The following is a 24,154-nucleotide window of genomic DNA, read 5'->3' as shown; positions in this document are numbered from 1 at the left end:
GGCAGCGGGATGGCCGCAGAACTTCTAGCATCATTCGTCGTGGCGGGACGGCAGACAGCACGAACACGGGCGCGTGACACCGACCGCGATGCCGCGTGCAAGGCGCTGGACAACGCGTTCAGCGAAGGCCAGCTCGCGATGGACGAGCACCAGCGGCGCATCGCCGCCGCCATCGCCGCGACCACCCTGGCCGAGCTGCACGGACTGCTCGCTGACCTGCAGGTCGACGATCCGCTGCCGCAGCCGTCACCGCCGTCACCGCGTCGCCGCGGAATCGCCGTGGCGGTGGCCGGCGGGCTGGTCGCGCTCATCGTGGCCGTCGGCTGGGCCGTCGGCTCGGAGCCCGAGACGCCCACCGAAACGCCGACCGCCGCCGTCCCGGAGGCCCCGGCGCCCGAGAGCACCGAAGCGCCGGCGCCCCCGGTCGACGATGTGCCGCCGCTGGTGCTGAACCTGCCGCGGCACATGGACACCGTCGAGGGGATGACCGGCATCCTCGACGAGATCCGCAAGCGGTTCGGCAGCACCATGGGCTACGAACTGGCCTTCAAGCCCGACATCGCCTACGTCTATCTGCCGGACCCGGCCGACGATTCGCGCAAGCTGCTCTACACCTACCGCGGAGGGTGGGGGAATCCGTCGGCCACATCGCGATCAGATACCGATGACCTGACCGATCTCGGTGCCTTCGACGTCGCGGCCACGGTCGCCGCGTGGCAGGCGGCGCCGGCCACGCTGCAGATCGCACCCGGCGATGTGCAGGACAGCTATCTCGATATCGATCACATCGCCGAGGCCGGTGGGTTGGAGACGCTGATCCGGGTCACCACCACGTCGGGGCGCGACGGCTACATCTATCTGGACCGCTCCGGCACCGTCACACGCGTCGAAAACCCAAGCTGAGCTCCTGCGTTCTACGATCATCTACCGTGGCGACACGGCAGACAGCGGGCACCCGGGCGAAAGACTCCGACCGCGATGACACGTGCAAGGTTCTCGACAGCGCGCTGAGCGAGGGCCAGCTGTCCATGGAGGAACACCGGCAGCGGGTCGCCGCGGCGACCCAGGCAGCCACGCTCGGTGATCTGCAGTCGCTGGTCTCCGATCTGCAGACCACCAGCTCACCGATCAAGCTGCCGAAGCTGCAGCCCGAACGCTCCGCGGTCGCCATCGGCCCCGGCGCGGGCTGGGGGATCCGCATCGCGACGGCCGTGGTCCTGGTCGTCCTCGGGATCGCGATCGGCTGGGGGCTCTACGGCAACACGTCCTCACCGCTGAGCTTTCAGACCGATCCCGGAGCCAAGGACGACGGGATTCCCGCGACCGTGCTGACCGCGCCGCGTCAACTGCAATCCCTCGGCGGCCTCAACGGGCTGTTCCAGCAGATGAAGACGAAATTCGGTGACACCAAGGGTTATGACCTGACGATCTTCGACGACTACGCGTCGCTGGAACGACCCGACCCGAACGAGCCGCGCCGGGTGCTGCGCTACAGCTACCGCGGCGGCTGGGACGACCCGTCGGAGACCAGCGTCAGCAGCGATGCCCGGCTCGTCGACCTGGCCGCCTTCGACGTGCCCACCTTCGTCGGCCTGATCCGCGGCGCCCCGGAAACCCTCGGTATCGACCCCGCCGAGGTGAAGCAGATCCACATCAGCGTCGGCCCGAACTCCGATATCACCGCGCCGCCGGAGAGCATCGAGATCAGCGTCTACGTCTCGCCGCAGTTCGGGAACAGCGGTTATATCGAGTTCAACGGCGACGCCTCGGTGAAGCGGATCAACTACCCGAGCCCCTAGACACACACGCGGTTTGTGGAGTTCTTGTCGGAATGATTCCGACAAGAACTCCACAAATCACCGGGGTTTGGTCCCTCATGTAGCGTCGTATATATCGGCGCGATACACTTTGCCGACGTGTTGGTCCGTCGTAGCGACCAACACAGCGATGGGCAACGGGAGGTGATTCGATGCTGGAGCTCGCCATTCTGGGACTTCTGCTGGAGTCGCCGATGCACGGCTACGAACTTCGCAAGCGCCTGACAGGGCTGTTGGGCGCTTTCCGTGCGTTTTCGTACGGCTCGCTGTACCCGGCGCTGCGGCGCATGCAGGCCGACGGCCTCATCGTCGAGGACGCCGCGCCGGACGGAACCCCCAAGATGCGGCGCGCCCGTCGCGTCTACCAACTCAGCGATACCGGCAAGGCACGTTTCGCCGAACTGGTGGCTGACACCGGACCGCAGAACTACACCGACGACGGCTTCGGCGTGCACCTGGCGTTCTTCAACCGCACGCCCGCCGAGGCCAGGATGCGCATCCTGGAAGGCCGCCGCCGTCAGGTGGAGGAACGCCGCGAAGGTCTGCGGGAGGCGGTCGCGCGGGCCAGTACCTCACTGGACCGCTACACCCGGCAGTTGCACCAGCTGGGCCTGGAGTCCAGCGAGCGCGAAGTCAAATGGCTCAACGAACTGATCGCGGCCGAACGCGTCGCACAGGGCAACCCGGAAACACAGCCGTGAACACCACCGAGCACGAGGATCCAAAGGAGAATGACCATGTCGAAGCCTGAGTCCACCGAAGTCAGGGTCGCGATTGTCGGAGTCGGCAACTGCGCGTCCTCCTTGGTCCAGGGTGTGCAGTACTACCGCGACGCGGACGAGAACACCAATGTGCCCGGCTTGATGCACGTGAAGTTCGGGCCGTACCACGTCCGCGACGTGAAGTTCGTCGCCGCGTTCGACGTGGACGCCAAGAAGGTCGGCTTCGACCTGTCCGAGGCCATCGGCGCCTCGGAGAACAACACCATCAAGATCGCCGACGTGCCGCCGACCGACATCATCGTGCAGCGCGGACCGACCCTCGACGGCATCGGCAAGTACTACTCCGAGACCATCGAGGTCTCCGACGCCGACCCGGTCGACGTCGTGAAGGTCCTCAAGGACGCCAAGGTCGACGTGCTGGTGTCCTACCTGCCCGTCGGTTCCGAAGAGGCCGACAAGTTCTACGCCCAGTGCGCCATCGACGCCAAGGTCGCGTTCGTCAACGCGCTGCCGGTGTTCATCGCCTCGGACCCGGTGTGGGCCAAGAAGTTCACCGATGCCGGTGTGCCGATCGTCGGTGACGACATCAAGAGCCAGGTCGGCGCCACCATCACCCACCGCGTGATGGCCAAGCTGTTCGAGGATCGCGGCGTCACCCTGGACCGCACCTACCAGCTCAACGTCGGCGGCAACATGGACTTCAAGAACATGCTCGAGCGTGAGCGCCTGGAGTCCAAGAAGGTGTCCAAGACCCAGGCCGTCACCAGCAACCTGACCGGCTCGCTGGCCGACAAGGTGTACGACAAGAACGTGCACATCGGCCCGTCGGATTACGTCGCCTGGCTCGATGACCGCAAGTGGGCCTACGTCCGCCTGGAGGGCCGCGCCTTCGGTGACGTGCCGCTGAACCTGGAGTACAAGCTCGAGGTCTGGGACTCCCCTAACTCGGCAGGCATCATCATCGACGCCGTGCGCGCCGCGAAGATCGCCCTGGACCGTGGCCTGGGCGGCCCGATCCTGCCGGCCTCGGCCTACCTGATGAAGAGCCCGCCGGAGCAGCTGGCCGACGATGTCGCCCGCACCCAGCTGGAAGCCTTCATCGAGGGCTGATCCGGCACGCCGTGCAACTGCACCCACCGCCCGACCTCGAAGTCACGGCGGTGGGTGCAGTCGTCGGTGCGGTCAGACCTCCAGCGGCTCGTAGACGAACACGTTCCTGCCGGCCCAGTCGAAGATCACCGTGAAGAACCCGTCGACCAGGCGCTGGAGGGGGGTGCGGTGCGCCGGACCCAGCGGCAGCACCACGGCCGTCGCGGTACCGTCCGGGGTCGCGATCGAAAAGCTCTGGCCGGCAGCGCCGTAGATGCCCTCGGACCGGCTGCAGGCGAACAGGTCATTGATCCAATCGGCCGAAATTTCTTCGGCCGCAGCAACATTCCGTTTCGCGGAGACGCCGGTGATCAGATACTGTGCGCGCTGGATCAGCGGATTGCCACCGTACAGATAATCGCTGTGCCAACCGCCTTCCAGGCTGACACCGTTGAACCGGTCCGGGCGCGCCGCACCCAGCTTGTCGGCCATGTCGCCGCCACGGCTCCAGAAGTAGCGCTGCGACGAGATCAGATAGACCGGGCGATCATTGACGCCGGTGAGCTTGGCCAGCGCCGTCTCCACCGCGCGTGATCCAGACGGCTCGACACCGTCGAGCATGACGACGCCGACCAGATCGGCGATTCCACCGTTGTCGGCCAGGTGCCCGGCTGCCGAGGTGACCAGCGTGCCTCCCGCGGAATGGCCCACCAGGACGAACTTCTGCGGCAGCGTCACCGAGGTGCCTGCGGCAGCACTTGCGCTGAGTACCAGAGCTTCCCGGTCCCCGGTGAACAGCTCGGCCACCGCCCGCTGCATCGGGGCACCGCCGACCCACGCCGCGCGGGGATCCAGGAAGTTCGACGAGAGGGATGGCGCCACCACGATGCTGTTGGTCCGTTCGGCGAGCCTGGCCGCCGTGTAGCTGTACATCGGCCCGCTGGCCAGGAAGCCGTGCTGTAGATAGACGAGCCTGGTGGATTCGTCGGCATCCTTGGGGAAATACCAGTCGGCCTGCACGGTCCGACCGTCGCCCACCGGCACCTTCAATCTCGACGTGCCCACGGTGACAGTGGAGCCAGGCGGCAACACCGGCGGTCCGTCCGCGAGCTGAATCGCGCCCACCACGACGTTCAGCACCACCGACCCGATGAGATCGACCAGCGACGGCCGGCGTGGGGGTGGCGGCACGACGGCCTTCGGTGTGATCGCGGCCTGCGAGTCGATCGCCGTTGTCGATACGGCTGTCGGCGCGGCGGCCACCTCAGGGGTGTCCAGGGTGTTCTTCGGGGTGTCGATCTCGGCGGGAGCAATTGTGGCAGTCGCCCTCTGGCGCTGCGGTTCGGTCAGGCGATCAGGTGCCGTAGCGCTGCGCGGCTTCTTCCGCGGCATGACCGCCGCTGCCGGTGCGACCCGCTGCTCACGCTTACCCGCGCGAGGAGAGGAAGGCGCCTTCTCCGCCGCCTCGCTCGTGGAGGCTCCCGCCCCGGGCTCGGCGTCGCGGCGGCTTTCGGTCGCCGAATCCGATTGCCCGGACGTCGAATCCGGGGCGGCCGACGCCGGCGGCGCCACCGCGAGCGCGATGCCCGACATGGTGATCGCCGACAGCCAACAGGCCACGATCAGTGCTCCCCCGCGATATCTCATCGCACCCCTCCCTCCGGCGGCACCGTCGCCGCGCGCCGCTAATATATATACATATACTGCCCGGCGTCTATATATTGGCTCCGGGCCGTCCGGGGAGCTGCCCGTGCGGCATACTGAGATGTCGTCGACCCCAGGACGGACCGTGTCAGCCACTCCCCCGCGCCGTACCCGCGGCAGACCCGTGGGAGGCGGCAAGTCCGCCGAAGAAGCCCGGACCGCTCTCATGGATGCCGCCGAGGAGCAGATCCTGGACCGCGGGTTCCAGGCCTCGACGATGGACAGCATCGCCGCACGGGCCGGATACTCCCGCGCGGCCATCTACCAGCACTTCCCCAATCGGAAGAAGCTGCTGGCAGCGCTCGTCCGCCGCAGAACCGGCGTACACCAAGCCGCCATACTGCAGCGCCTACCCGAAACGACGGACCTGGCAACACTTCTGGTGGAAAGCCTGGTGATCGTCTCTACCGAGCTGATCCACGACCCGCTGCTGATGACGCTGTCCGAGCAGACCGAGGACGGCACCATCGCCAACCTGATCGCCAACGCCAGCGGCCTCCCCGAACAGATCGAGCAACTCGTGGCGGCCATCGCCGAACACTCCGACTCCGTGTTCCGCCCGGGGCTCGACCCCGGTGATATCGCGACCTTCCTGATGACGACCGCACTCACGCTGCTGGTCGGCATCGTCCCCGGATCAGAAGCTCCCGACACGGCGCGGCGCTACGTGAAGACGTTCGTCGTGCCGGCGATATTCGCCCACCCGCCGCCGCCGGATCTCGTCTTCGGGTGACTGTGCCACCCACGAGACTGCGTTCTATACAGTCGGCTGATGGTCTCCGATGACGAACTATTGGACCTCGACGAATTCGCCCTGCTCCACGAGAACGCCGAACAGGCCGGGGTGACCGAGGTTCCCCCGGCGCAGCGGCTCGACCTCGGCGAGATCAGCGCCGTCAGGTGGGGTGCGGAGTCGCCGGCGGTGGTGTTCCTGCACGGCGGCGGCCAGAACGCGCACACCTGGGACACCGTCATCCTCGGACTTGGGCTGCCCGCGCTGGCCATCGACCTCCCCGGGCACGGCCGCTCGGCCTGGCGTGAGGACGGGGACTACGGTCCCAAGCTCAACGCCGAAACCGTCAAACCCGTGCTGCGCGAGCACGCCGCCGACGCCCGGCTTGTGGTCGGCATGTCGCTGGGCGGCCTGACCGCGCTGCGGATCGCGGCCACCGAACCGGCGCTGGTGCCCGAACTGGTGCTCGTCGACGTCACCCCGTCGGCACCCGAACGGCACGAGCAGATGTCGAAGGCCCAGCTCGGTGCGGTCGCCCTGGTGCAGGGTGAGCGCACCTTCCCGTCGTTTGCGGCGATGCTCGACGTGACCGTCGCTGCAGCCCCGCACCGCGACCGGAACTCGTTGCGCCGCGGCGTGTTCCACAACGCCAAACGCCTCGATGACGGCACCTGGACCTGGCGGTATGACACCATTCGCCGGGGCGCCACCGACAAGACCGAGGGCATGCCGGAATCCTTCACCGGCCTGTGGGAGGACGTCCCCGCCATCACCATGCCGACCACGCTGGTGCGCGGCGCGAACTCGTTCTTCGTCAACGACGAGGACGCCGCTGCGTTCGCCGACGGTGCACCCGGCTTCCGGCAGACCCATGTCGTGGAGGGGGCCGGCCACTCGGTGCAGGGCGATCAGCCGCGCAAGCTGATCGAGATCCTGCGCGGCGTCGTCAGCGGCTGACCGGCACCACGAGATAGCCGAGGTCGCGCAGCATGCCGACCTCGAGCGCGCTGAGCACCCGGACGCCCAGGCCGGTGCCGGTCATGGCGTTCATCAGCAGCTGGTCCTCGCCGGCGAAGGTGATGTCGTCGGTGTGGTGGGCCGAGCTGCCCGGCTCCCACGGAGACGGGTAGTACAGCGGAACGAAGCCGCCGTAGGCGGCAACCGCGTTCCGCCCCGAGAAGTACAGGCCACCGTCCTGCCCAACCAGGTAGCCATCGAAATCACTGTCCCACAGGAAGTTTCGGCCAATAGGGCGGTCGCCGGCAGCCGTCACAACGAATCGGTCCAGAATCACCCAGTTCCGGCCCTCGTTGTCACCGGCGTCCCCGATCCCCGACAGGAATCCGAACGAGTGCAGCAACTCGTGCATCGCCGTGGATTGGAAGTCGTACTCGTCGGCTCCGACCGCCTGGCCCAGCCCCCAGCCGTAGCCGAAGTTCCAGGTGATCTCGCCATCGGCGGCAGCGCCGTTCGCATCGACACCGGTGAGCAATTTGTGCTGAACCACGGTGTCCCAGAATCCGGGGTCCTCGCTCACCGGGTCGCTGCCCGCGGAGGCCAGGGACGACTGCGGGTCACGGTCGTCCTCGCCCTCCACGTCGTAGCGCAGGGTGACCGGGTTCTTCACGCGGAAGTAGAGGATCAAGGCATCGGCCGCACGCTGCAACGCTTCCCGGCGCTCGGTGGTCCAGTTCTCGGCGCCCACGGTGTAGTTGAAGGCGAATGTCACCGCACCCTGATTGATCAACGACCGCAACGGATTGCTGCCCAGTGGCCGCAGTGGTTCGAGCAGATTGGTGTGGAAACCGATGTCGATGGCGGTGACCCGGAAGGCGTCCACCCCGTCGAAATCCTCGCCGGGGGTATAGGTGAAGGTGCCGTCGCGGTCGATGTGCACCGTGCCCGATTTCGGCCCGCGGGTCAGCACGTAGATCAGCCGGTCCCCGTCGGGGTCGTGGGCCCCCAGGGTGCCGGTGACCGGGCCGTCGAGGACACCGCTGATCTGGACCGGGTCGATGGTGGGCGCCTGGTTGAAGAAGGTGCGGCGGATCGTGAAGAACGACGCCTCCAGCTGCTCCTTGGTGCGGTCGGATGTCTGCAGTGATGCGATCCAGCCGAGGCTGTCGGTAGTCCAGGCGTCCAGCGACCGGGCCACCCAGCGCTGGTACGGGCTCTGCCATGACCGGGTGGGCGACGGCGCGGGCGCAGGGGTCGAGATGGGCTGTGCTGCCGGGACGTTCACCGTCTCGGTGACGGCTTCCGTCGGTGCCTCACTGACATCGCGCTCCGGGCGTTCGGCCTCGAGATCGGCATCGTCGTCGCTATCGGTGTCCTTTTCGTCGTCAAGGGCCGACGAGCGCTGCGTGCGCCGTGGATCGTCCGCCGACCGGACCGGCCGCACGGACCGCACCGATCGTGTGCCGTCAGACGACGAGCTCGAGGACGCCGCAGACGCGCCCCCGGTGTCCGCCGCCGCGACGCCGGCCTGCGGGCCGGCGACCGAGAACCCCCATAGCGCGGCACCGAGACCGGCCGAGGCCGCACCCAGTTGCAGCCAGCGCCGGACGGCGAATCCTTCAGCGCGACGAACCGACATATTTGACTCTTTCGTCAATAGGTATCCAGGGACTATAAGACGACCACGGCGCATGGCGGCAGCAAATTCCGTGACGCGGCAAACATTGCGCTTGATGGACAGGTGAGTCCGTCAACTGCCGTTCACCTTCTGGTTGCCATCTGCTAGTCCGGCTCCCGTAGCTTTCCCGGCGAACCGACGTCCAGCCCACGCCGGTGTTCGAGGTGGAAGGATTCCCGCAGCCATGGCGCTCATCCCATTGAATCTCTTTGTCGCGCATCAAGGTCGGTCGTCGCGCCAGCACATCACCTGCCGCAACCGGTGCGGTGACGCGTGTTCCAAGCCCGCGCCCAACACCAGCGACAACGAGTACTTCGGCGATATCGTGCAGGCGATGTCGCGGCGCAATGTGCTGCGCGTGGGTGGGGTGGCCGTCCTGGCCGTCGGCGCGGGCACTGCGCTGGCCGCCTGCAGCACCGGCGAAAAGCCCGCTGCCACCGAAACTTCGACCGCACCGGCGGAGGTCCCCGAGACCCCTTCGGGTATGCGCTTCGACAGCGTGGACGTCAACACCGAGGACGCCGTCGTGGTGCCGGCGGGATACCAGCAGCGCGTGGTGATCGGCTGGGGCGACCCGGTTCTGCCCGGCGCACCGGTGTTCGACATCGCCAAACAGACCGGCGCCTCCCAGCGCCAGCAGTTCGGTTTCAACAATGACTTCGCCGCGTTGCTGCCGATCCAGGGCCAGGCCGGCCGTTACCTGATGGTCGTCAACCACGAGTACAACAGCCCGCAGTTCATGTTCCCCAACTACGACGCCAAGGCTCCGACCCGGGAACAGTTCGACGTCGAGATCGCCGCCGTCGGCCTGTCGGTCGTCGAGGTGGAGCGCAGCCCCCAGGGCGGACTGCGCCCGGTTCTGGGCCGCTACAACCGCCGCATCACCGCCGATACCCCGTTCACGCTCAGCGGCCCGGCCGCCGGTGCCGATACCGTCAAGACGCCCGCCGACCCGACCGGACGGACCGTGCTCGGCACCTTCGCCAACTGCGCCGGTGGCGTAACACCCTGGGGCACAATTCTTTCCGGCGAAGAGAACTTCAACGCGTACTTCGGCGCAGCGGAGGGCACCCCGCTGCCCGACGCCGATCGGGCCGACCGCTACGGGGTGGCCGCCGAACCGTCCGAGCACCTGTGGGAGACATTCGACCCGCGCTTCGACCTGGCCGCCTCCCCCAACGAGGTGAACCGGTTCGGTTACGTCATCGAACTGGACCCGTGGAACCCGACCTCGGTGCCGGTCAAGCATTCCGCGCTGGGCCGGCTCAAGCACGAGGGCGCCAACGTGCACGTCACCGACGACGGGACGGTGGTGGTCTACACCGGTGACGACGAACGCTTCGACTACATGTACAAATTCGTGTCGGACAAGAAGATGCAGCCCGGCACCGGGGCAGAGGCGGTGGCGCACAACATGACGCTGCTGTCCGAGGGCACCCTGTACGTCGCCAAGCTGTCCAGCGAGATCCCGGCCGGCGAGATCGACGGTTCCGGCAAGCTGCCGTCCACCGGCGCGTTCACCGGCACCGGCACCTGGATTCCGCTGCTGCACTCCGGTCCCGACGGCAAGGCCGAAGCCCTGGTCGACGGATTCACCCCGCAGGACGTCGCGGTATTCACCCGGTTGGCCGCCGACAAGGCCGGCGCCACCAAGATGGACCGGCCCGAGGATTTCGACGTGAACCCGAAGACCGGCAAGGTGTACGTCGCGCTGACCAACAACGACAAACGCGGCACCGACGGCACGGCCCCCGTGGACGCGGCCAACCCCCGCAACGAGAACAAGAACGGTCAGGTGCTCGAGCTCACCGACAACCACGCGGGTACCGACTTCACCTGGGGTCTGCTGCTGGTGTGCGGCGACCCGGCCGCCGCCGACACCTACTACGGCGGTTTCGACAAGACCAAGGTCAGCCCGATCTCCTGCCCGGACAACCTCGCCTTCGACAGCCACGGCAACCTGTGGATCTCGACCGACGGCAACGCACTGGAGGGTAACGACGGGCTGTTCGCTGTCGCGCTGGACGGACCGAGCCGCGGTGAGACCAAGCAGTTCCTCACCGTCCCCGTCGGCGCCGAGACCTGTGGTCCCGTCGTCACCGACGACCTGATCACCGTCAGCGTCCAACACCCCGGTGAGGGCGATGATTACAGCCTTGAGAACCCGCTGTCTCACTGGCCCGACGGCGGCAACGCCCCGGCCCGGCCCGCGGTGGTCGCGGTGTGGCGTGACGGCGGCGATATCGGCGTCTGAGCGCACGCGACGACCATCGACCCCGCCTGAGGCATAACGTGGAAGACATGAGCCTTCCCATCCGCATCGGTGTCCAGCTCCAGCCCCAGCACATGACCGAATACGGTCAGGTGCGCGACGCGGTGCGCCGCTGCGAGGACATCGGGGTCGACGTCGCGTTCAACTGGGACCACTTCTTTCCGCTGTACGGAGATCCCGACGGCCCGCACTACGAGTGCTGGACCATGCTGGCCGCCTGGGCCGAGCAGACCTCGCGCATCGAGATCGGCGCGCTGGTCACCTGCAACTCCTACCGCAACCCGGAGTTGCTCGCCGACATGGCCCGCACCGTCGACAACATCTCCGGCGGCCGGCTGATCCTGGGCATCGGATCGGGCTGGAAGGAGAAGGACTATGACGAGTACGGCTACGAGTTCGGTACCGCGGGAGGGCGTCTCGATGACCTGGCGGCGGCGCTGCCGCGCATCGAGTCCCGGCTGGCGAAGCTGAATCCTGCTCCGCTGCGCGAGATCCCGGTCCTGATCGGCGGACAGGGCAAGCGCAAGACGCTGCGGCTTGTCGCCGAGCACGCGCACATCTGGCACGGTTTCACCGACGCGAGCACCTACCCCGGCCTAGCCGAGGTGCTCGACGGGCACTGCGCCGACGTCGGCCGCGACCCGGCCGCGATCGAGCGGTCCTCCGGTGTGCCGGAGAAGAGCGTCGAGGCCGCGCTCGCCGGCGCCGAATCGCTCGTCGGCCTGGGAGTCACCCTGCTGACCATCGGGGTCAACGGCCCCGACTACGACCTGTCGATCGCCGAGGCGCTGGTCGCGTGGCGTGACGAACGGGCCGCCGGCTGACAAAGAGAGCGGCCCGCGGCGGGAGTCTGCGTGAGAGACTTCACCCGCTATGCCCAAGAAGTACGGGGTCAAAGAGAAAGACCTGGTAGTCACCTACGTGGTGAACCTGATCCTCACCGGAAAGCTCCGGTCGGGGGATCGGTTGGACCGCAACGAGATCGCCGAGGACCTCGGCATCAGCAGGGTGCCCATCCAGGAGGCCGTGGTGCAGCTCGAGCACGACGGGATCGTCTCGACGCAGTATCACCGCGGCGCCTTCATCCACCGCTTCGATGGCGACGTGCTGCGCGAACACCACGAGCTCTACGGGGTGCTCAACGGTATCGCCTCGGCGCGGGCGGCCACCGAGGCCGACCCGGAACTGCAGACCACGCTGCGGGCGCTGGCCGCGGGGCTGCGCACCAGCCGTGATGCCCGCAGCTTCCACGAGACGGCCTGGCAGTACCGCGAGGCGGTCACCGACGCCCACGCCGGTCCGCGGCTGCAGGCAGCGATCCGGGCCGCGCAGACCTTCATCCCACGGTCCTATTGGTCGGCCTACCTCGACGCGCCCGCGGCGTTGCTCGCCCACTACGAGGCCGAGACCGCCGCCATCACCGATCGGGACCCGGATTCGGCGCGTGCGGCCTGCGCTGCGGCGGCGGATCTCATGGGGCAGATCATGGCGACCGAGCTGGTGCGCCGCGGCGTGCTCGAGGGGCCGGTAACCCGGGACCCCTTTGCGTTCGAAATGAGCTGAAGGCTCCGGCCTCGGCGACCCAGCGACTAGTTTTCTACAGATGACCACGTTGCTTCGCCCGGTGCTTGCGGTGCTGATCGCGCTGCTGGCCGGCGCAATCGGGCTGGCCGCGCCGGCCTCCGCCGACCAGTGCGCCCCGCCGGGTATCGACAGTGCCAGCGCGCTGCCCACCAATCTGGCGGCCGCCGCCCAGGGCCCGGGTGCGGACAAGTACACCACGGCCGGCGTCGAACCGCTGGACGGCATCGACACCGCCGCGCTGGGCCTCGGCACCCCCGGGGTGCTGACCGTGGGCACCCTGTCCGACGCACCGCCCAGCATCTGCATCAACGCGGCCAGCCAGTTCACCGGGTTCGACAACGAGGTGCTGCGGGCCATCGCGGACAAACTGGGGCTGCGGATCAACTTCGTCGGCACCGACTTCTCCGGGCTGCTGGCCCAGGTGGCCTCCGGGCGGTTCGACGTCGGCTCCTCGTCGATCACCACCACCGATGCCCGGCGCCAGACGGTCGGCTTCACCAACGGCTACGACTTCGGGTACTTCTCGTTGGTGGTGCCGGCGGGCTCACCGATCACCAGCTTCTCCCAGCTGGCCGCCGGGCAGCGCATCGGTGTCGTGCAGGGCACCGTGCAGGAGGCCTACGTCGTCGACACCCTCGGGCTGGATCCGGTGAAGTTCCCGGACTACAACACGGTCTACGGCAGCCTGAAAACCCGCCAGATCGATGCCTGGGTGGCGCCGTCGCAGCAAGCCGTGGGCACCGTGCAGCCCGGGGACCAGGCAACCATCATCGAGAACACGTTCAGCCTGGACAACTTCGTGGCCTATGCCGTCGCCAAGGAGAACACCCCGCTGATCGACGCGCTCAACGCCGGGCTGGACGCGGTGATCGCCGACGGCACCTGGTCCCAGCTCTACACCGACTGGGTGCCCCGGGCCCTGCCGCCGGGCTGGAAACCCGGCTCCAAAGCTGCACCGGCGCCGCAACTTCCGGACTTCGCCGCCATCGCCGCCGAACGCCCCGCGGCCACCGACCAGGGCGCACCTCCGGCTCCCCGATCCGTGTTGGGCCAGCTCGCCGACTCGTTCCTGAACTGGGATCTGTACCGCCAGGCCATCCCCGACCTGCTCAAGACGGGGCTGCCGAACACCCTGATCCTCACCGCCGGGGCCGCCGTGATCGGCGTGGTGCTGGGCCTGCTGCTGGCCGTCGCCGGAATCTCGCGTTCACGTCTGCTGCGCTGGCCGGCCCGCGTCTACACCGACATCTTCCGCGGCCTGCCCGAGGTGGTGATCATCCTGATCATCGGTCTGGGCATCGGGCCGATCGTCGGGGGCCTGACCGGGAACAACCCCTATCCGCTGGGTATCGCCGCGCTGGGCCTGATGTCGGCGGCCTATGTCGGCGAGATCTTCCGGTCGGGCATCCAGAGTGTGGAGACCGGGCAGATGGAGGCGTCCCGCGCGCTGGGATTCAGCTACTCGTCGTCGATGAAGCTGGTGATCATCCCGCAGGGCATCCGCCGGGTGTTGCCCGCGCTGGTGAACCAGTTCATCTCCCTGCTGAAGGCGTCCTCGCTGGTGTACTTCCTGGGGCTGGTGGCCAACCAACGGGAGCTGTTCCAGGTGGGCCGTGACCTCAACGCGCAGACCGGCAGCCTGTCGCCGCTGGTGGCCGCCGGTCTGTTCTACCTGATCCTGACCATCCCGCTCACCCATCTGGTCAACGTGATCGACGCACGCCTACGCACCGGGAAACAGCCCGCCCCGATCCAAGAGGAGATGATCTGATGGCTGAGGCAGTCTCGTTGGCCGCCAAGGACATTCACCTTTCCTTCGGCGCCAATCCGGTGTTGCGCGGGGTCGACCTGGAGGTGCCCGCCGGTAGCACCACGGCCGTCATCGGCCCGTCCGGGTCGGGGAAGTCGACGCTGCTGCGGACGCTGAATCGGCTGTATGAGCCCGACAAGGGGGACATCCTGCTGGACGGCCGGTCGGTGCTCGCCGACAACCCCGACCGGCTGCGCCAGCGCATCGGCATGGTGTTCCAGCAGTTCAACCTGTTCCCGCACCGCACCGTGCTGGACAACGTGACCCTGGCGCTGCGCAAGCTCAAGGGCATGTCCCCCGACGCGGCGCGCGAGCTGGGGCTGGCCCAGCTGGATCGGGTTGGGCTGCGGCACAAGGCCGATGTGCGTCCGGCCACTCTGTCCGGCGGACAGCAGCAACGGGTGGCGATCGCCCGTGCCCTGGCGATGGCGCCGCAGGTGATGTTCTTCGACGAGGCCACCTCGGCGCTGGATCCGGAACTGGTCAAGGGGGTGCTCGAGCTGATCGCCGACCTCGGTTCCACCGGCATGACCATGGTGGTGGTGACACACGAGATGGGCTTCGCCCGGTCGGCCGCCGATTCGGTGGTCTTCATGGACAACGGCTCGGTCGTCGAAGCCGGGCCACCCGAGGTCATCTTCGAGAATGCCGAGACCGAGCGGCTGCGCCGCTTCCTGGACCAGGTTCTTTGATATTCAGCGCGTTCCATCCTGACAGGGACCGTCAGGTTAGACTAGCGAACTATGGTCGAGACCGAACCGCAGGCCGCTGAGCTGGCTGGAGAGCTGCAACGTGTGCTCTCCAAGCTGTTTTCGGTGCTGCGTCGTGGGGACACCCGTGGTGCCGGCAACACCGGCGCCGGCGACCTCACGCTGGCTCAGCTCTCGATTCTGCTGACCCTGCTGGAGTCCGGACCGATCCGGATGACCGAGCTCGCCGCCCACGAACGGGTCCGCACGCCCACCACCACGGTCGCCATCCGCCGGCTGGAGAAGCTCGGACTGGTCAAGCGCTCCCGCGACCCCTCCGATCTGCGTGCGGTGCTCGTCGAGGTGACCCCGCGCGGACTGGTCCAGCACCGCGAGGCACTGGACGCGCGGCGGGCCTTCCTGGCCAGCATGCTGGCCAACCTGAGCTCCGAGGACCGCGCCACCCTCAACGCCGCGATCGGTTCACTGGAGCGCCTGGGCGATCAGCCCACCAGCTAGCTCCGCTAACCCAGCCAGTCCAGCACTGCCGCGGCCGTCCAGGACTGCTGCATGCTGCCCAGCGCCTCACCAGTGAAGGGTTCGTAGTACTCGGCGAAGGTGCCGTCGCTGGCTTGTCGCAGGCCCTCCTGACGCAACGCGGTGGCGCGTTCGGCCCAGCCGCGTCGCGCGAAACACCACGAGAACAGCCATGTCGTCACCGGCCACACCGGGCCGCGCCAGTACTCGCGGGGCCGGAAATCCCGGGAGACCGGCGAGGTCGTCGGGATCAGCGAGTAGCGCAGGTCCGGATGGCTGCTGAAACGCGGACCGTCCAGCAGCTTCAGCAGCGCCCGTTCCTTGTCGTGCGGCAGCCCACCGCACAGCAGCGGAGCGAACTGCGCAACCGTCTCGGTGGCCACCCACCTATCCGCCCGGACATCGAAATCCCTTGCCGCGCCGGTTCGTTGGTCGGTGGCATCGACAACGCCCGCGCGGAACCTGTCGGCCCAGGCGTACAGGTCACGCACATCGGCCGGGGAGCGCTTGTAGTCCTCACCGATCTCGGCGAGCACCGTACACGCCACCGAGAAGATCGCCGAGACGAACACGTCCTCGACGGCGAAGCTCATGGATTTGGCCAGCAATTCGTCGTCGTAGCGGGCGGTCTTCATCTCCTCCAGCAGCCACAGATACCGGTCGTACTCGGTATCCGACGGCCGCTGGGTGGAGTCGGTGTTGATCTTGTTGTCCTCGCGCTGGTACTCCGGGACGATGCCGGGAATCACATTGGCGTAGGCGCTGTCCCAGCGCGGGGAGTTGTCCATCCCGGACTCCCAGCCGTGGTACAGGGTGATGCGGCCCTGGCCGCGCAGGTCGCGGCACTCGGCCAGCCAGCGATGCCAGCGCACCAGATCATCCCAGCGCCGGTCCAGGAACGCCTCGGCGACCGCCCGGGTGGAGCGTCCGCGGGTCTTGGCCCGGTCCAGGATGCGCTGCACCGCGATGGCATGCACCGGCGGCTGGGTGATACCGGAGGTGTGCCGGGTGCGCGGCGCGTGCTCGGCCAGCGCGGAGGTGGCCCAGCGTGCGGGTCCGGGGAAGTAACCGTCCACCCCGTTGGCGAACACGATGTGCGGGATCATCCCGTTGCCCCACTGCGCCGAGAGCAGGGTGTCCAACTCGACGACGGCGCGCTCCACGCTCAGCGGGGCCAGCCCGATCGCGACGAACGCGGCGTCCCAACTCCACATGTGCGGGTAGAGCAGCGGGGCGGCGGTGGTCATCACACCCAGGTCATTACCGCGCAACAGGTAGGCCGCGCGCGCTGCGAGCTGGGTGGGGGCGAAGCTTGGGTCCGGTGGCATCGCATCAATAATGCGACGCCGCGGCCCGGCGTGCAGTGTCGGTAGTGTTTTCTCCTGTGCCCACTGCCCTGATAACCGGCGCCGGCGGCGGGATCGGCTCGGCCGTCGCCGCCGCGCTCGCCCCCACGCACACCCTGCTGCTGGCCGGCCGCCCGTCCGCCCACCTGGACGCACTGGCCGAACGTCTCGGTGCGCCGACCTGGCCGCTGGACCTCACCGACCAGGATTCCATCGAGTCCGCCGCCGAACCGCTGGCCGAACTCGACGTCCTGGTGCACAACGCCGGGGTGCTGTTCCCGGGCAGCGTCGCCGAGTCCTCCGCCGACCAGTGGCGGGCCAGCTTCGAGGTGAACGTCACCGGGGCCGTCGCGCTGACGCTGGCGCTGCTGCCGGCCCTGCGCGCCGCCGGCGGGCAGGTGGTGTTCATCAATTCCGGTGCAGGCCAGAAGGTTTCGGCAGGCATGGCGTCATACTCGGCGAGCAAGTTCGCGCTGCGCGCATTCGCCGACTCGCTGCGCACCGACGAGCCGTCGCTGCGGGTGACCTCGATCTTCCCGGGCCGTACCGACTCGGAGATGCAGCGCGACCTGGTCGCCTACGAGGGTGGAACCTATGACCCGGCGAGGTTTCTGCGGGCCGAGACCGTGGGCGGGCTCGTCGCGCAGGCGGTGAACACCCCACGCGACGGCTCCGTCCACGAGATCACGGTCCGCCCCGGGTAACTACGCCGGCACCATCCCGTGCGGGTCCAGCACGAACTTCTGGGCCACGCCGGAGTCGAAGGCGGCGTACCCCTCCGGTGCGTCCTCGAGCCCGATGACGGTCGCGTTCACCGCGTCGGCGATGTGCGCCTTGTCGTGCAGGATGCTCATCATCAGGCCGCGGTTGTACTTCAGCACCGGGCACTGGCCGGTGTAGAAGCTGTGGCTCTTGGCCCAGCCCAGACCCAGCCGGACCTTCAGCGTGCCGTGCTTGGCGTCGTCATCGGCGCCGCCCGGATCGCCGGTGACGTAGAGGCCGGGGATGCCCAGCGAGCCGCCCGCCCGGGTGGCGTTCATGATCGAGTTCAGCACCGCGGCCGGCTGCTCACCGGCCCCCTCGCCGTGTCCGCTGGCCTCGAATCCCACGGCGTCGACGGCGCAGTCGACCTCGTTGGTGTTCAGGATCTCGGCGATCTGGTCTTCCAGGGTGGCGCCGGCGCTGATGTCGACGGTCTCGCACCCGAACGACCTGGCCTGCGCGAGCCGGTCGGCGTTCAGGTCCCCGACGATCACCACGGCGGCACCGAGCAGGTGCGCCGAGTAGGCCGCGGCCAGACCCACCGGACCGGCCCCGGCGACGTACACCGTCGAGCCGGTGGTGACGCCCGCGGTCTTGGCGCCGTGGTAGCCGGTCGGGAAAATGTCCGACAGCATGGTGAGGTCGCGGATTTTGGCCAGTGCGGCGTCGCGGTCCGGGAACTTCAACAGGTTGAAGTCGGCGAAGGGCACCATCACGTAGTCGGCCTGACCCCCCAGCCAGCCGCCCATGTCGACGTAACCGTAGGCCGAACCGGCGCGTGCCGGGTTGACGTTCAGGCAGATGCCGGTCTGACCCTCACGACAGTTGCGGCACCGCCCACAGGCGATGTTGAAGGGCACCGAGCAGATATCGCCGACTTCGAGAAACTGTACGTCCGAGCCCTTTTCGACGATCTCGCCGGTGATCTCATGGCCGAGGGTCTGACCGACCGGCGCGGTGGTGCGACCGCGGACCATGTGCTGGTCCGAGCCGCAGATATTGGTCGACACGCACTTGAGGATGACGCCGTGGTCCGCCTTGCGGGTCATGCCCATCGCGTCGGCGACCTCACCGGGAACCTCGAGCTTCGGGTAGGGCAGCGTCTCGACGGCGACCTGGCCGGGACCCTTGTAGACGACGATCCGGTTATCGGACATTGCGCGCTCCAGACTGGGCCGCTGTCACCGTATGTCGTTCTCGCAGACAGGATTTCCGCCGCTACGCCGCGGCCCTGCCCTCCAGTATCCGCGCGTCGGTATGCACGAAGTCGAATACGTGCAGAACCTAGCCCAAAGGTGGGGAACGGACCCCACCTTCGGGCCAGTTGTGATTAGAGGAGTGTTTGTCGGACTCATTCCGACTACGGCTCCACAAATCGCGAAGAACTAGACGACGAAGTTGACCAGTCGTCCGGGCACCACGATGACCTTCTTCGGCGTGGCACCGGCCAGGAAGGCCTGCACCTTCTCGTCGGCCAACGCCGCGGCTTCCAGCGCGGCCTTGTCTGCGTCGGCGGCGACGGTGATCTTGCCGCGCACCTTCCCGTTGACCTGGACCGGCAGCTCGACGGTGTCGTCCACCAGGTAGCGCTCGTCCACCGCCGGGAACGGTCCGTGCGCCAGCGAGCCCTCGTGCCCCAGCCGCCGCCACAGTTCCTCGGCCAGGTGCGGCGCCAGCGGAGCGACCATCAGCACCAGCGGCTCGATCGCCGCCCGTGCGGTGACCCCCTCCTTGGTGAGGTGGTTGGTGTACTCGATCAGCTTGGCCGCCGCGGTGTTGTTCCGCAGTGCCGCATAATCTTCGGCCACACCGGCAATCGTCTTGTGCAGCGCGCGAAGGGTGTCCTCGGAGACCTGCTCGTCATCGCTGACCCGCTCGGTGCCGGTCGTCTCGTCGATGACCGCGCGCCACACCCGCTGCAGGAAACGGTGCGCGCCGACGACATCCTTGGTGGCCCACGGCCGCGACGCCTCCAGCGGGCCCATCGACATCTCGTACACCCGCAGCGTGTCCGCACCGTACTCATCGCAGATCTCGTCCGGGGACACCGAGTTCTTCAGGCTCTTGCCGATCTTGCCGAACTCCTGGTTGACCTGCTGATCCTCATACCAGAACGTGCCGTCCCGCTCGACGACCTCGGCGGCGGGCACATAGGAGCCGCGTGCGTCGGTGTAGGCGAAGGCCTGGATGTACCCCTGGTTGACCAGCCGACGGTAGGGCTCACTGGAGCTGACATGCCCCAGGTCGAAGAGCACCTTGTGCCAGAACCGCGAATACAGCAGGTGCAGCACCGCGTGTTCGACACCACCGACGTACAGGTCGACGCCACCGGGATCCTTCGGCCCGTGGATCTCCGGGCGGGGGCCCATCCAGTAGGCCTCATTCTCCTTGGCGCAGAACGTATCCGGGTTGTGCGGATCGGCGTACCGCAGTTCATACCAGGAACTTCCGGCCCACTGCGGCATCACATTGGTGTCCCGCGTGTAGGACTGCAGGCCGTCGCCCAGGTCCAGATCGACGTTCACCCATTCGGTGGCCTTGCCCAGCGGCGGCGACGGCTCGCTGTCGGCATCGTCGGGATCGAACATCACCGGCGCGTAGTCCGGGATGTCCGGGAGTTCGACCGGCAGAGCCGATTCCGGCAGCGGGTGGGCGCGGCCGTCGGCGTCGTAGACGATGGGGAACGGCTCGCCCCAGTACCGCTGGCGGGCGAACAGCCAATCCCGCAGCTTGAACTCGACCCGGGCCCGGCCGGCGCCGTCGGCTTCCAGGCGCGCGATGATGGCCTCCTTGGCCGCCGCCACGCTCATGCCGTTGAGGTAGTCGCTGTTGACCAGTTCACCGTCGCCGCCGTACGCGGCCGCGCTGACATCTCCGCCGGAGACCACCTCGACGATGGGCAGCCCGAACGCGGTGGCGAACTCCCAGTCCCGCTGATCCCCGCTGGGCACCGCCATGATGGCACCGGTGCCGTAGCCGGCCAGCACATAGTCGGCGATGAATACCGGAATCTGTTGCCCGTTCACCGGATTGGTGGCATAGGCGCCGGTGAAGACACCGGTCTTGGACTTGTTCTCCTGGCGCTCCAGATCCGACTTGGCCGCGATGTCGGCGCGGTAGGTGGCGATCGCCTGCGCCGGGGTGGCCGCGCCGTAGGTCCACCGGTCATCGGTACCCGCGGGCCACTGCGCGGCGACCAGGGCGTCGACCAGCTCGTGTTCGGGGGCCAACACCATGTAGGTGGCGCCGAACAGGGTGTCGGGCCGCGTTGTGAATACCTCGATCGGACCGGCCTCGGTGGCGAAGCGGACCTCGGCCCCGGTGGACCGCCCGATCCAATTGCGTTGCATGGCCTTGACCTTGTCGGGCCAGTCCAGCACGTCCAGGTCGTCGAGCAGCCGGTCCGAGTACGCGGTGATGCGCATCATCCACTGCCGCAACCGCTTCCGGAAAACCGGATAGTTGCCGCGGTCGCTGCGGCCGTCGGAGGTGACCTCCTCGTTGGCCAGCACGGTGCCCAGCCCCGGACACCAGTTCACCACCGAGTCGGCGCGGTAGACCAACCGATGAGAGTCCACGACGTCGGCGCGTTCGCCCGCTGACAGGTCCTGCCAGGCCCGGCCGTCGGCGAGCGGCCGCGACCCGGAAGAGAACTCGGCGATCAGTTCGTCGATGCGGCGGGCGCGGTTGCGCTCGGTGTCAAACCACGCGTTGTAGATCTGCAGGAAGATCCACTGCGTCCACGTGTAGAAGTCCACATCGGTGGTGGAGAAGCTGCGCCGCGAGTCGTGGCCCAGCCCCAGCCTGCCCAGCTGACGCCGGAAGTTGACGATGTTGGCCTCGGTGCGGGTGCGCGGATGGGTGCCGGTCTGCACCGCGTACTGCTCGGCCGGCAGACCGAAGGCATCGAAGCCCAGCGCATGCAGCACGTTGCGTCCGGTCATCCGGAAATAGCGCGCGTACACATCGGTGGCGATGTAGCCGAGCGGGTGCCCGACGTGCAGACCCTCACCCGACGGGTACGGGAACATGTCCTGCACGAACATCTTGTCGGCGGGTACCGCGGAGCCGTCGGTGGGCGCCAGCGAGCCGACCGGGTTGGGCACATGGAAGGTCCCCAGCACATGCCAGCGCTGCTGCCAGGTCTGCTCGATCTCACCGGCCAGCTGCGCGGTGTAGCGGTGGCTCGGGGCGTCGGCGTCGGCGGCGGCGGCGTCGGCGGAGGGTTCTGTCACGCCAAACAGGGTATAAGCGCCGTTCGCGAGGGCTTCGGCCACGGGTTGGTATCGGTTCCGTTGCAGCCCGCTCACCGCACGGTTGCAGCTCTGTTCCGGCCCTGGTGACCTTGAACCACAGCTGGTTACAGTCGGCCCCTGACCCAGGCACGTGCTAATCGGAAGGACCGGCGTCAGATGAACGAGACCTCGTACCGTTGGCGGATTCTGCTCGCGGGGACCGTCGCCGGTTTTGCCGGTGTGGTGGGGCTGACCGGCCCGACCGCCGCCGCCGAGCCGCTCGCTCCGCAGCCGTCGCCACCGGGCCCCGCCACCGTCACCCAGACCGTGACCGTCACCCCGCAGGCCGCACCCGCCGTCCCCGGGCCCTCGCAGCCCGTCGGGCCCGCCGCCGTACCGGCCTCGGGCGCCGGCGCGCTGCCGGCCGCCGTGCCGCCCGGCACCACCACCACCGCTGCCGTCCCCCGCCCGGTGTCCGTGCCGCTGTCACCGAACCCGGCAGGCACCATCCGCGACTACCTGTCCAGCAGGAATGTGGCGATGGAGCCCCAGACCCCGAGCGGGTTCACCGCACTGAACATCGTGCTGCCCCGTCCCACCGGCTGGACCCAGGTCCCCGACCCGAATGTCCCCGACGCCTTCGCGGTGATCGCCGACCGGGTCGGCGGCGACGGGCTCTACACGTCGAACGCGCAGGTGGTGGTGTACAAGCTCGTCGGCGATTTCGATCCCCGCGAGGCCATCCGGCACGGTTTCGTCGACAGTCAGCAGCTCACCGCGTGGCGAGCCACCGGCGGATCGATCGCCGAGATCGGCGGGGTGCCCACCTCGATCATCGAGGGCACCTTCCGTGAGAACAACATGACGCTGAACACCTCGCGGCGCCATATCGTCGCGACCTCGGGTACCGATCGCTACCTGGTGTCGCTGTCGGTGACGACCGCCGAATCGCAGTCGGTCGCCGCCGCACCCGCCACCGATGCCATCGTCAACGGGTTCCGGGTGGCCGCACCCGTCGCGGCACCCGCGCCGGCCCCGGCCGCGCTGACGCCTGCCGTTCCCGCCGCCGCACCCGCGGCCGGTGCCACCGTTCCGGTCAGCATGGCGGGAACATCCCCCCTCGCGGCGCTCGCCCCGGCCGCCGCACCGGGAATCGGCCTCCCCGGCTGACCGCTGCCCACGCTGCCTCGTATCCTTGGCAGATGCTCATCGCCGCGGTGCTCTGCCTGTGCGTGGCAGTGGCGACCGCCGGTGTTGCCACCTGGTCACTGAACCGTCCGTACGCGGCCGACCCGGTGCGCCAGGTGCTGCGCGCCGTCGCGCCCACCCAGTTCGCCGCCGCCGCCATGCTGGCGGCCGGCGGTGTCGTCGCGCTGTCGGCACCCGCCTCGATGGGTGTGCTGGTGCTGGTGGTCTGCGTCATCGGGGCGGTCGGCACCGTCGCGGCCGGCTGTTGGCAAAGCGCAAAGGTGGTCGCTGCCAAGGAGGCTCAGCAGGAGGCCCGACGCGAGGAGGGCGGCGGCTGCGCCGGGTCCTGTGTGTCGTGCACCCTGTCGCCCGCCGATTCGGCCGGTCGCTCTAGTTGCGGCTGAGGTCGATCGGGTGCGTCGCCAGCATCGACAGCGGTAGCGGCTGACGGCGCAGCACCCGGGCCCACAGATCGACCCGCGGTTCCACGAGCACATCCGAGGGAAGTGCCGAGAGCACGATCCAGTCGTCGCGCTCGATCTCACCCTCCAGTTGGCCGGTGGTCCACCCGGAGTACCCCGCGAAGATCCGTACCCCTTCGAGCGCCGGGGCGATCTGGTCGGGATCGGAGTCCAGATCGACCATGACGATGCGGCCCTGCACATGCCGCACGCCCGGCAACCCGGCGATGTCCACCCCGACCCGCACGGTCGCCAGACACAGCGCCGAATCACGCTTCACCGGCCCACCGATGAACATGCTCTTAGGCTTGATCGCCAGCTTGGCCCACTGCGGCAGCACGTTGTACACGGCGGTCTCGCTGGGTCGGTTGAGCACCACCCCGAGGGTGCCGCCCTCGTTGTGTTCGACGATGTAGATGACGCTGCGCCGGAACGTCGGTTCGAGCAGGTCGGTGTCGGCGAGCAACAGGGTTCCGGCGCGCACACGCGGTGCCGTCGGAGTGACATGATCCTCCGGTTCCTCGGGCTGTCCCACTGGTCCATCATGTCACCAGCAGCCCCGTGCAGCGG

General features: G+C 68.1%; 21 protein-coding genes. 15 read left to right on the top strand and 6 right to left on the bottom strand.

Going from position 1 to position 24,154, the window contains the following annotated elements:
• Positions 1-39 precede the first annotated feature (39 nt).
• The 4 genes from EXE63_RS14850 (at position 40) to EXE63_RS14835 (ending at position 3,649) form a co-directional block, all read left to right on the top strand.
• Positions 40-903: a DUF1707 SHOCT-like domain-containing protein gene (locus EXE63_RS14850; protein WP_168142565.1), complete on the top strand. Its 864-nt coding sequence runs from the start codon at positions 40-42 to the stop codon at positions 901-903.
• A gap of 26 nt (positions 904-929) precedes the next feature.
• Entirely contained in the window at positions 930-1,799 is an 870-nt protein-coding gene (locus EXE63_RS14845) for a DUF1707 SHOCT-like domain-containing protein (protein ID WP_168142564.1), read from the top strand.
• Between the two features lie 170 nt (positions 1,800-1,969).
• Entirely contained in the window at positions 1,970-2,518 is a 549-nt protein-coding gene (locus EXE63_RS14840) for a PadR family transcriptional regulator (RefSeq protein WP_105362856.1), read from the top strand.
• Between the two features lie 36 nt (positions 2,519-2,554).
• Complete coding sequence (locus EXE63_RS14835; RefSeq protein ID WP_168142563.1) at positions 2,555-3,649, top strand: inositol-3-phosphate synthase; 1,095 nt, start codon at positions 2,555-2,557, stop codon at positions 3,647-3,649.
• Between the two features lie 72 nt (positions 3,650-3,721).
• Here EXE63_RS14835 and EXE63_RS14830 read toward each other — a convergent pair whose 3' ends face one another.
• Positions 3,722-5,275, bottom strand: coding sequence for an alpha/beta hydrolase family protein (locus EXE63_RS14830; protein ID WP_168142562.1), 1,554 nt, complete (start codon positions 5,273-5,275; stop codon positions 3,722-3,724).
• Positions 5,276-5,417: 142 nt separating this feature from the next.
• Here EXE63_RS14830 and EXE63_RS14825 point away from each other — a divergent pair, with 142 nt between their 5' ends.
• Complete coding sequence (locus tag EXE63_RS14825) at positions 5,418-6,065, top strand: TetR/AcrR family transcriptional regulator (RefSeq protein WP_234904502.1); 648 nt, start codon at positions 5,418-5,420, stop codon at positions 6,063-6,065.
• Positions 6,066-6,104: 39 nt separating this feature from the next.
• A complete protein-coding gene (locus EXE63_RS14820; protein WP_168142561.1) occupies positions 6,105-7,022 on the top strand; it encodes an Rv0045c family esterase in 918 nt (305 codons plus the stop codon).
• Here the strand turns inward: EXE63_RS14820 and EXE63_RS14815 are convergent.
• Positions 7,012-8,661, bottom strand: coding sequence for an Ig-like domain-containing protein (locus EXE63_RS14815; protein ID WP_168142560.1), 1,650 nt, complete (start codon positions 8,659-8,661; stop codon positions 7,012-7,014). The two genes, EXE63_RS14820 and EXE63_RS14815, sit on opposite strands and share 11 nt — an antisense overlap.
• Positions 8,662-8,884: 223 nt before the next feature.
• Here EXE63_RS14815 and EXE63_RS14810 point away from each other — a divergent pair, with 223 nt between their 5' ends.
• From EXE63_RS14810 to EXE63_RS14785, 6 genes are read left to right on the top strand one after another with little or no spacing between them, the layout of a single operon-like run.
• On the top strand, positions 8,885-10,954 hold the full coding sequence (locus tag EXE63_RS14810; protein ID WP_168142559.1) for a PhoX family protein: 2,070 nt from the start codon (positions 8,885-8,887) through the stop codon (positions 10,952-10,954).
• Positions 10,955-11,001: 47 nt separating this feature from the next.
• The gene (locus EXE63_RS14805) at positions 11,002-11,796 is read left to right on the top strand and encodes an LLM class F420-dependent oxidoreductase (RefSeq protein ID WP_168142558.1); all 795 of its coding nucleotides are present in this window, start codon (positions 11,002-11,004) and stop codon (positions 11,794-11,796) included.
• Positions 11,797-11,845: 49 nt separating this feature from the next.
• Positions 11,846-12,535: a GntR family transcriptional regulator gene (locus EXE63_RS14800; protein ID WP_168142557.1), complete on the top strand. Its 690-nt coding sequence runs from the start codon at positions 11,846-11,848 to the stop codon at positions 12,533-12,535.
• Between the two features lie 40 nt (positions 12,536-12,575).
• Positions 12,576-14,327: an ABC transporter substrate-binding protein/permease gene (locus EXE63_RS14795; RefSeq protein WP_168142556.1), complete on the top strand. Its 1,752-nt coding sequence runs from the start codon at positions 12,576-12,578 to the stop codon at positions 14,325-14,327.
• Positions 14,327-15,058 (top strand): amino acid ABC transporter ATP-binding protein, encoded by a 732-nt coding sequence (locus tag EXE63_RS14790; RefSeq protein ID WP_168142555.1) that lies wholly within the window; start codon positions 14,327-14,329, stop codon positions 15,056-15,058. The genes EXE63_RS14795 and EXE63_RS14790 overlap by 1 nt, the downstream gene beginning before the upstream one ends.
• A gap of 51 nt (positions 15,059-15,109) precedes the next feature.
• Positions 15,110-15,574, top strand: coding sequence for a MarR family winged helix-turn-helix transcriptional regulator (locus EXE63_RS14785; RefSeq protein WP_168142554.1), 465 nt, complete (start codon positions 15,110-15,112; stop codon positions 15,572-15,574).
• Between the two features lie 5 nt (positions 15,575-15,579).
• Here EXE63_RS14785 and ggh read toward each other — a convergent pair whose 3' ends face one another.
• Complete coding sequence (ggh, locus tag EXE63_RS14780; RefSeq protein WP_168142553.1) at positions 15,580-16,920, bottom strand: glucosylglycerate hydrolase; 1,341 nt, start codon at positions 16,918-16,920, stop codon at positions 15,580-15,582.
• 56 nt (positions 16,921-16,976) lie between these two features.
• Here ggh and EXE63_RS14775 point away from each other — a divergent pair, with 56 nt between their 5' ends.
• The gene (locus tag EXE63_RS14775; RefSeq protein ID WP_168142552.1) at positions 16,977-17,642 is read left to right on the top strand and encodes an SDR family oxidoreductase; all 666 of its coding nucleotides are present in this window, start codon (positions 16,977-16,979) and stop codon (positions 17,640-17,642) included.
• Here EXE63_RS14775 and fdhA read toward each other — a convergent pair whose 3' ends face one another.
• Both fdhA and leuS read right to left on the bottom strand, forming a co-directional pair.
• Positions 17,643-18,857, bottom strand: a complete 1,215-nt coding sequence (fdhA, locus tag EXE63_RS14770) for a formaldehyde dehydrogenase, glutathione-independent (protein ID WP_168142551.1) — start codon at positions 18,855-18,857, stop codon at positions 17,643-17,645.
• 228 nt (positions 18,858-19,085) lie between these two features.
• Complete coding sequence (gene leuS, locus EXE63_RS14765; protein WP_210000538.1) at positions 19,086-21,935, bottom strand: leucine--tRNA ligase; 2,850 nt, start codon at positions 21,933-21,935, stop codon at positions 19,086-19,088.
• A gap of 177 nt (positions 21,936-22,112) precedes the next feature.
• On the opposite strand from leuS, the gene EXE63_RS14760 reads away from it, so the two are divergent.
• Together EXE63_RS14760 and EXE63_RS14755 are read left to right on the top strand one after the other, a co-directional pair.
• Positions 22,113-23,105, top strand: coding sequence for an LpqN/LpqT family lipoprotein (locus EXE63_RS14760; RefSeq protein ID WP_168142549.1), 993 nt, complete (start codon positions 22,113-22,115; stop codon positions 23,103-23,105).
• Between the two features lie 32 nt (positions 23,106-23,137).
• Entirely contained in the window at positions 23,138-23,527 is a 390-nt protein-coding gene (locus tag EXE63_RS14755; protein ID WP_168142548.1) for a hypothetical protein, read from the top strand.
• Here EXE63_RS14755 and EXE63_RS14750 read toward each other — a convergent pair.
• A complete protein-coding gene (locus tag EXE63_RS14750) occupies positions 23,514-24,119 on the bottom strand; it encodes a YqgE/AlgH family protein (protein WP_168142547.1) in 606 nt (201 codons plus the stop codon). The two genes, EXE63_RS14755 and EXE63_RS14750, sit on opposite strands and share 14 nt — an antisense overlap.
• Between the last annotated feature and the right edge of the window lie 35 nt (positions 24,120-24,154).

The organism is Mycolicibacterium frederiksbergense (assembly GCF_012223425.1).
Classification (GTDB): Bacteria; Actinomycetota; Actinomycetes; order Mycobacteriales; family Mycobacteriaceae; genus Mycobacterium; species Mycobacterium frederiksbergense.
Note: the sequence above shows the minus strand (reverse complement) of the source record. Positions and strands in the feature narration are given on the sequence as shown.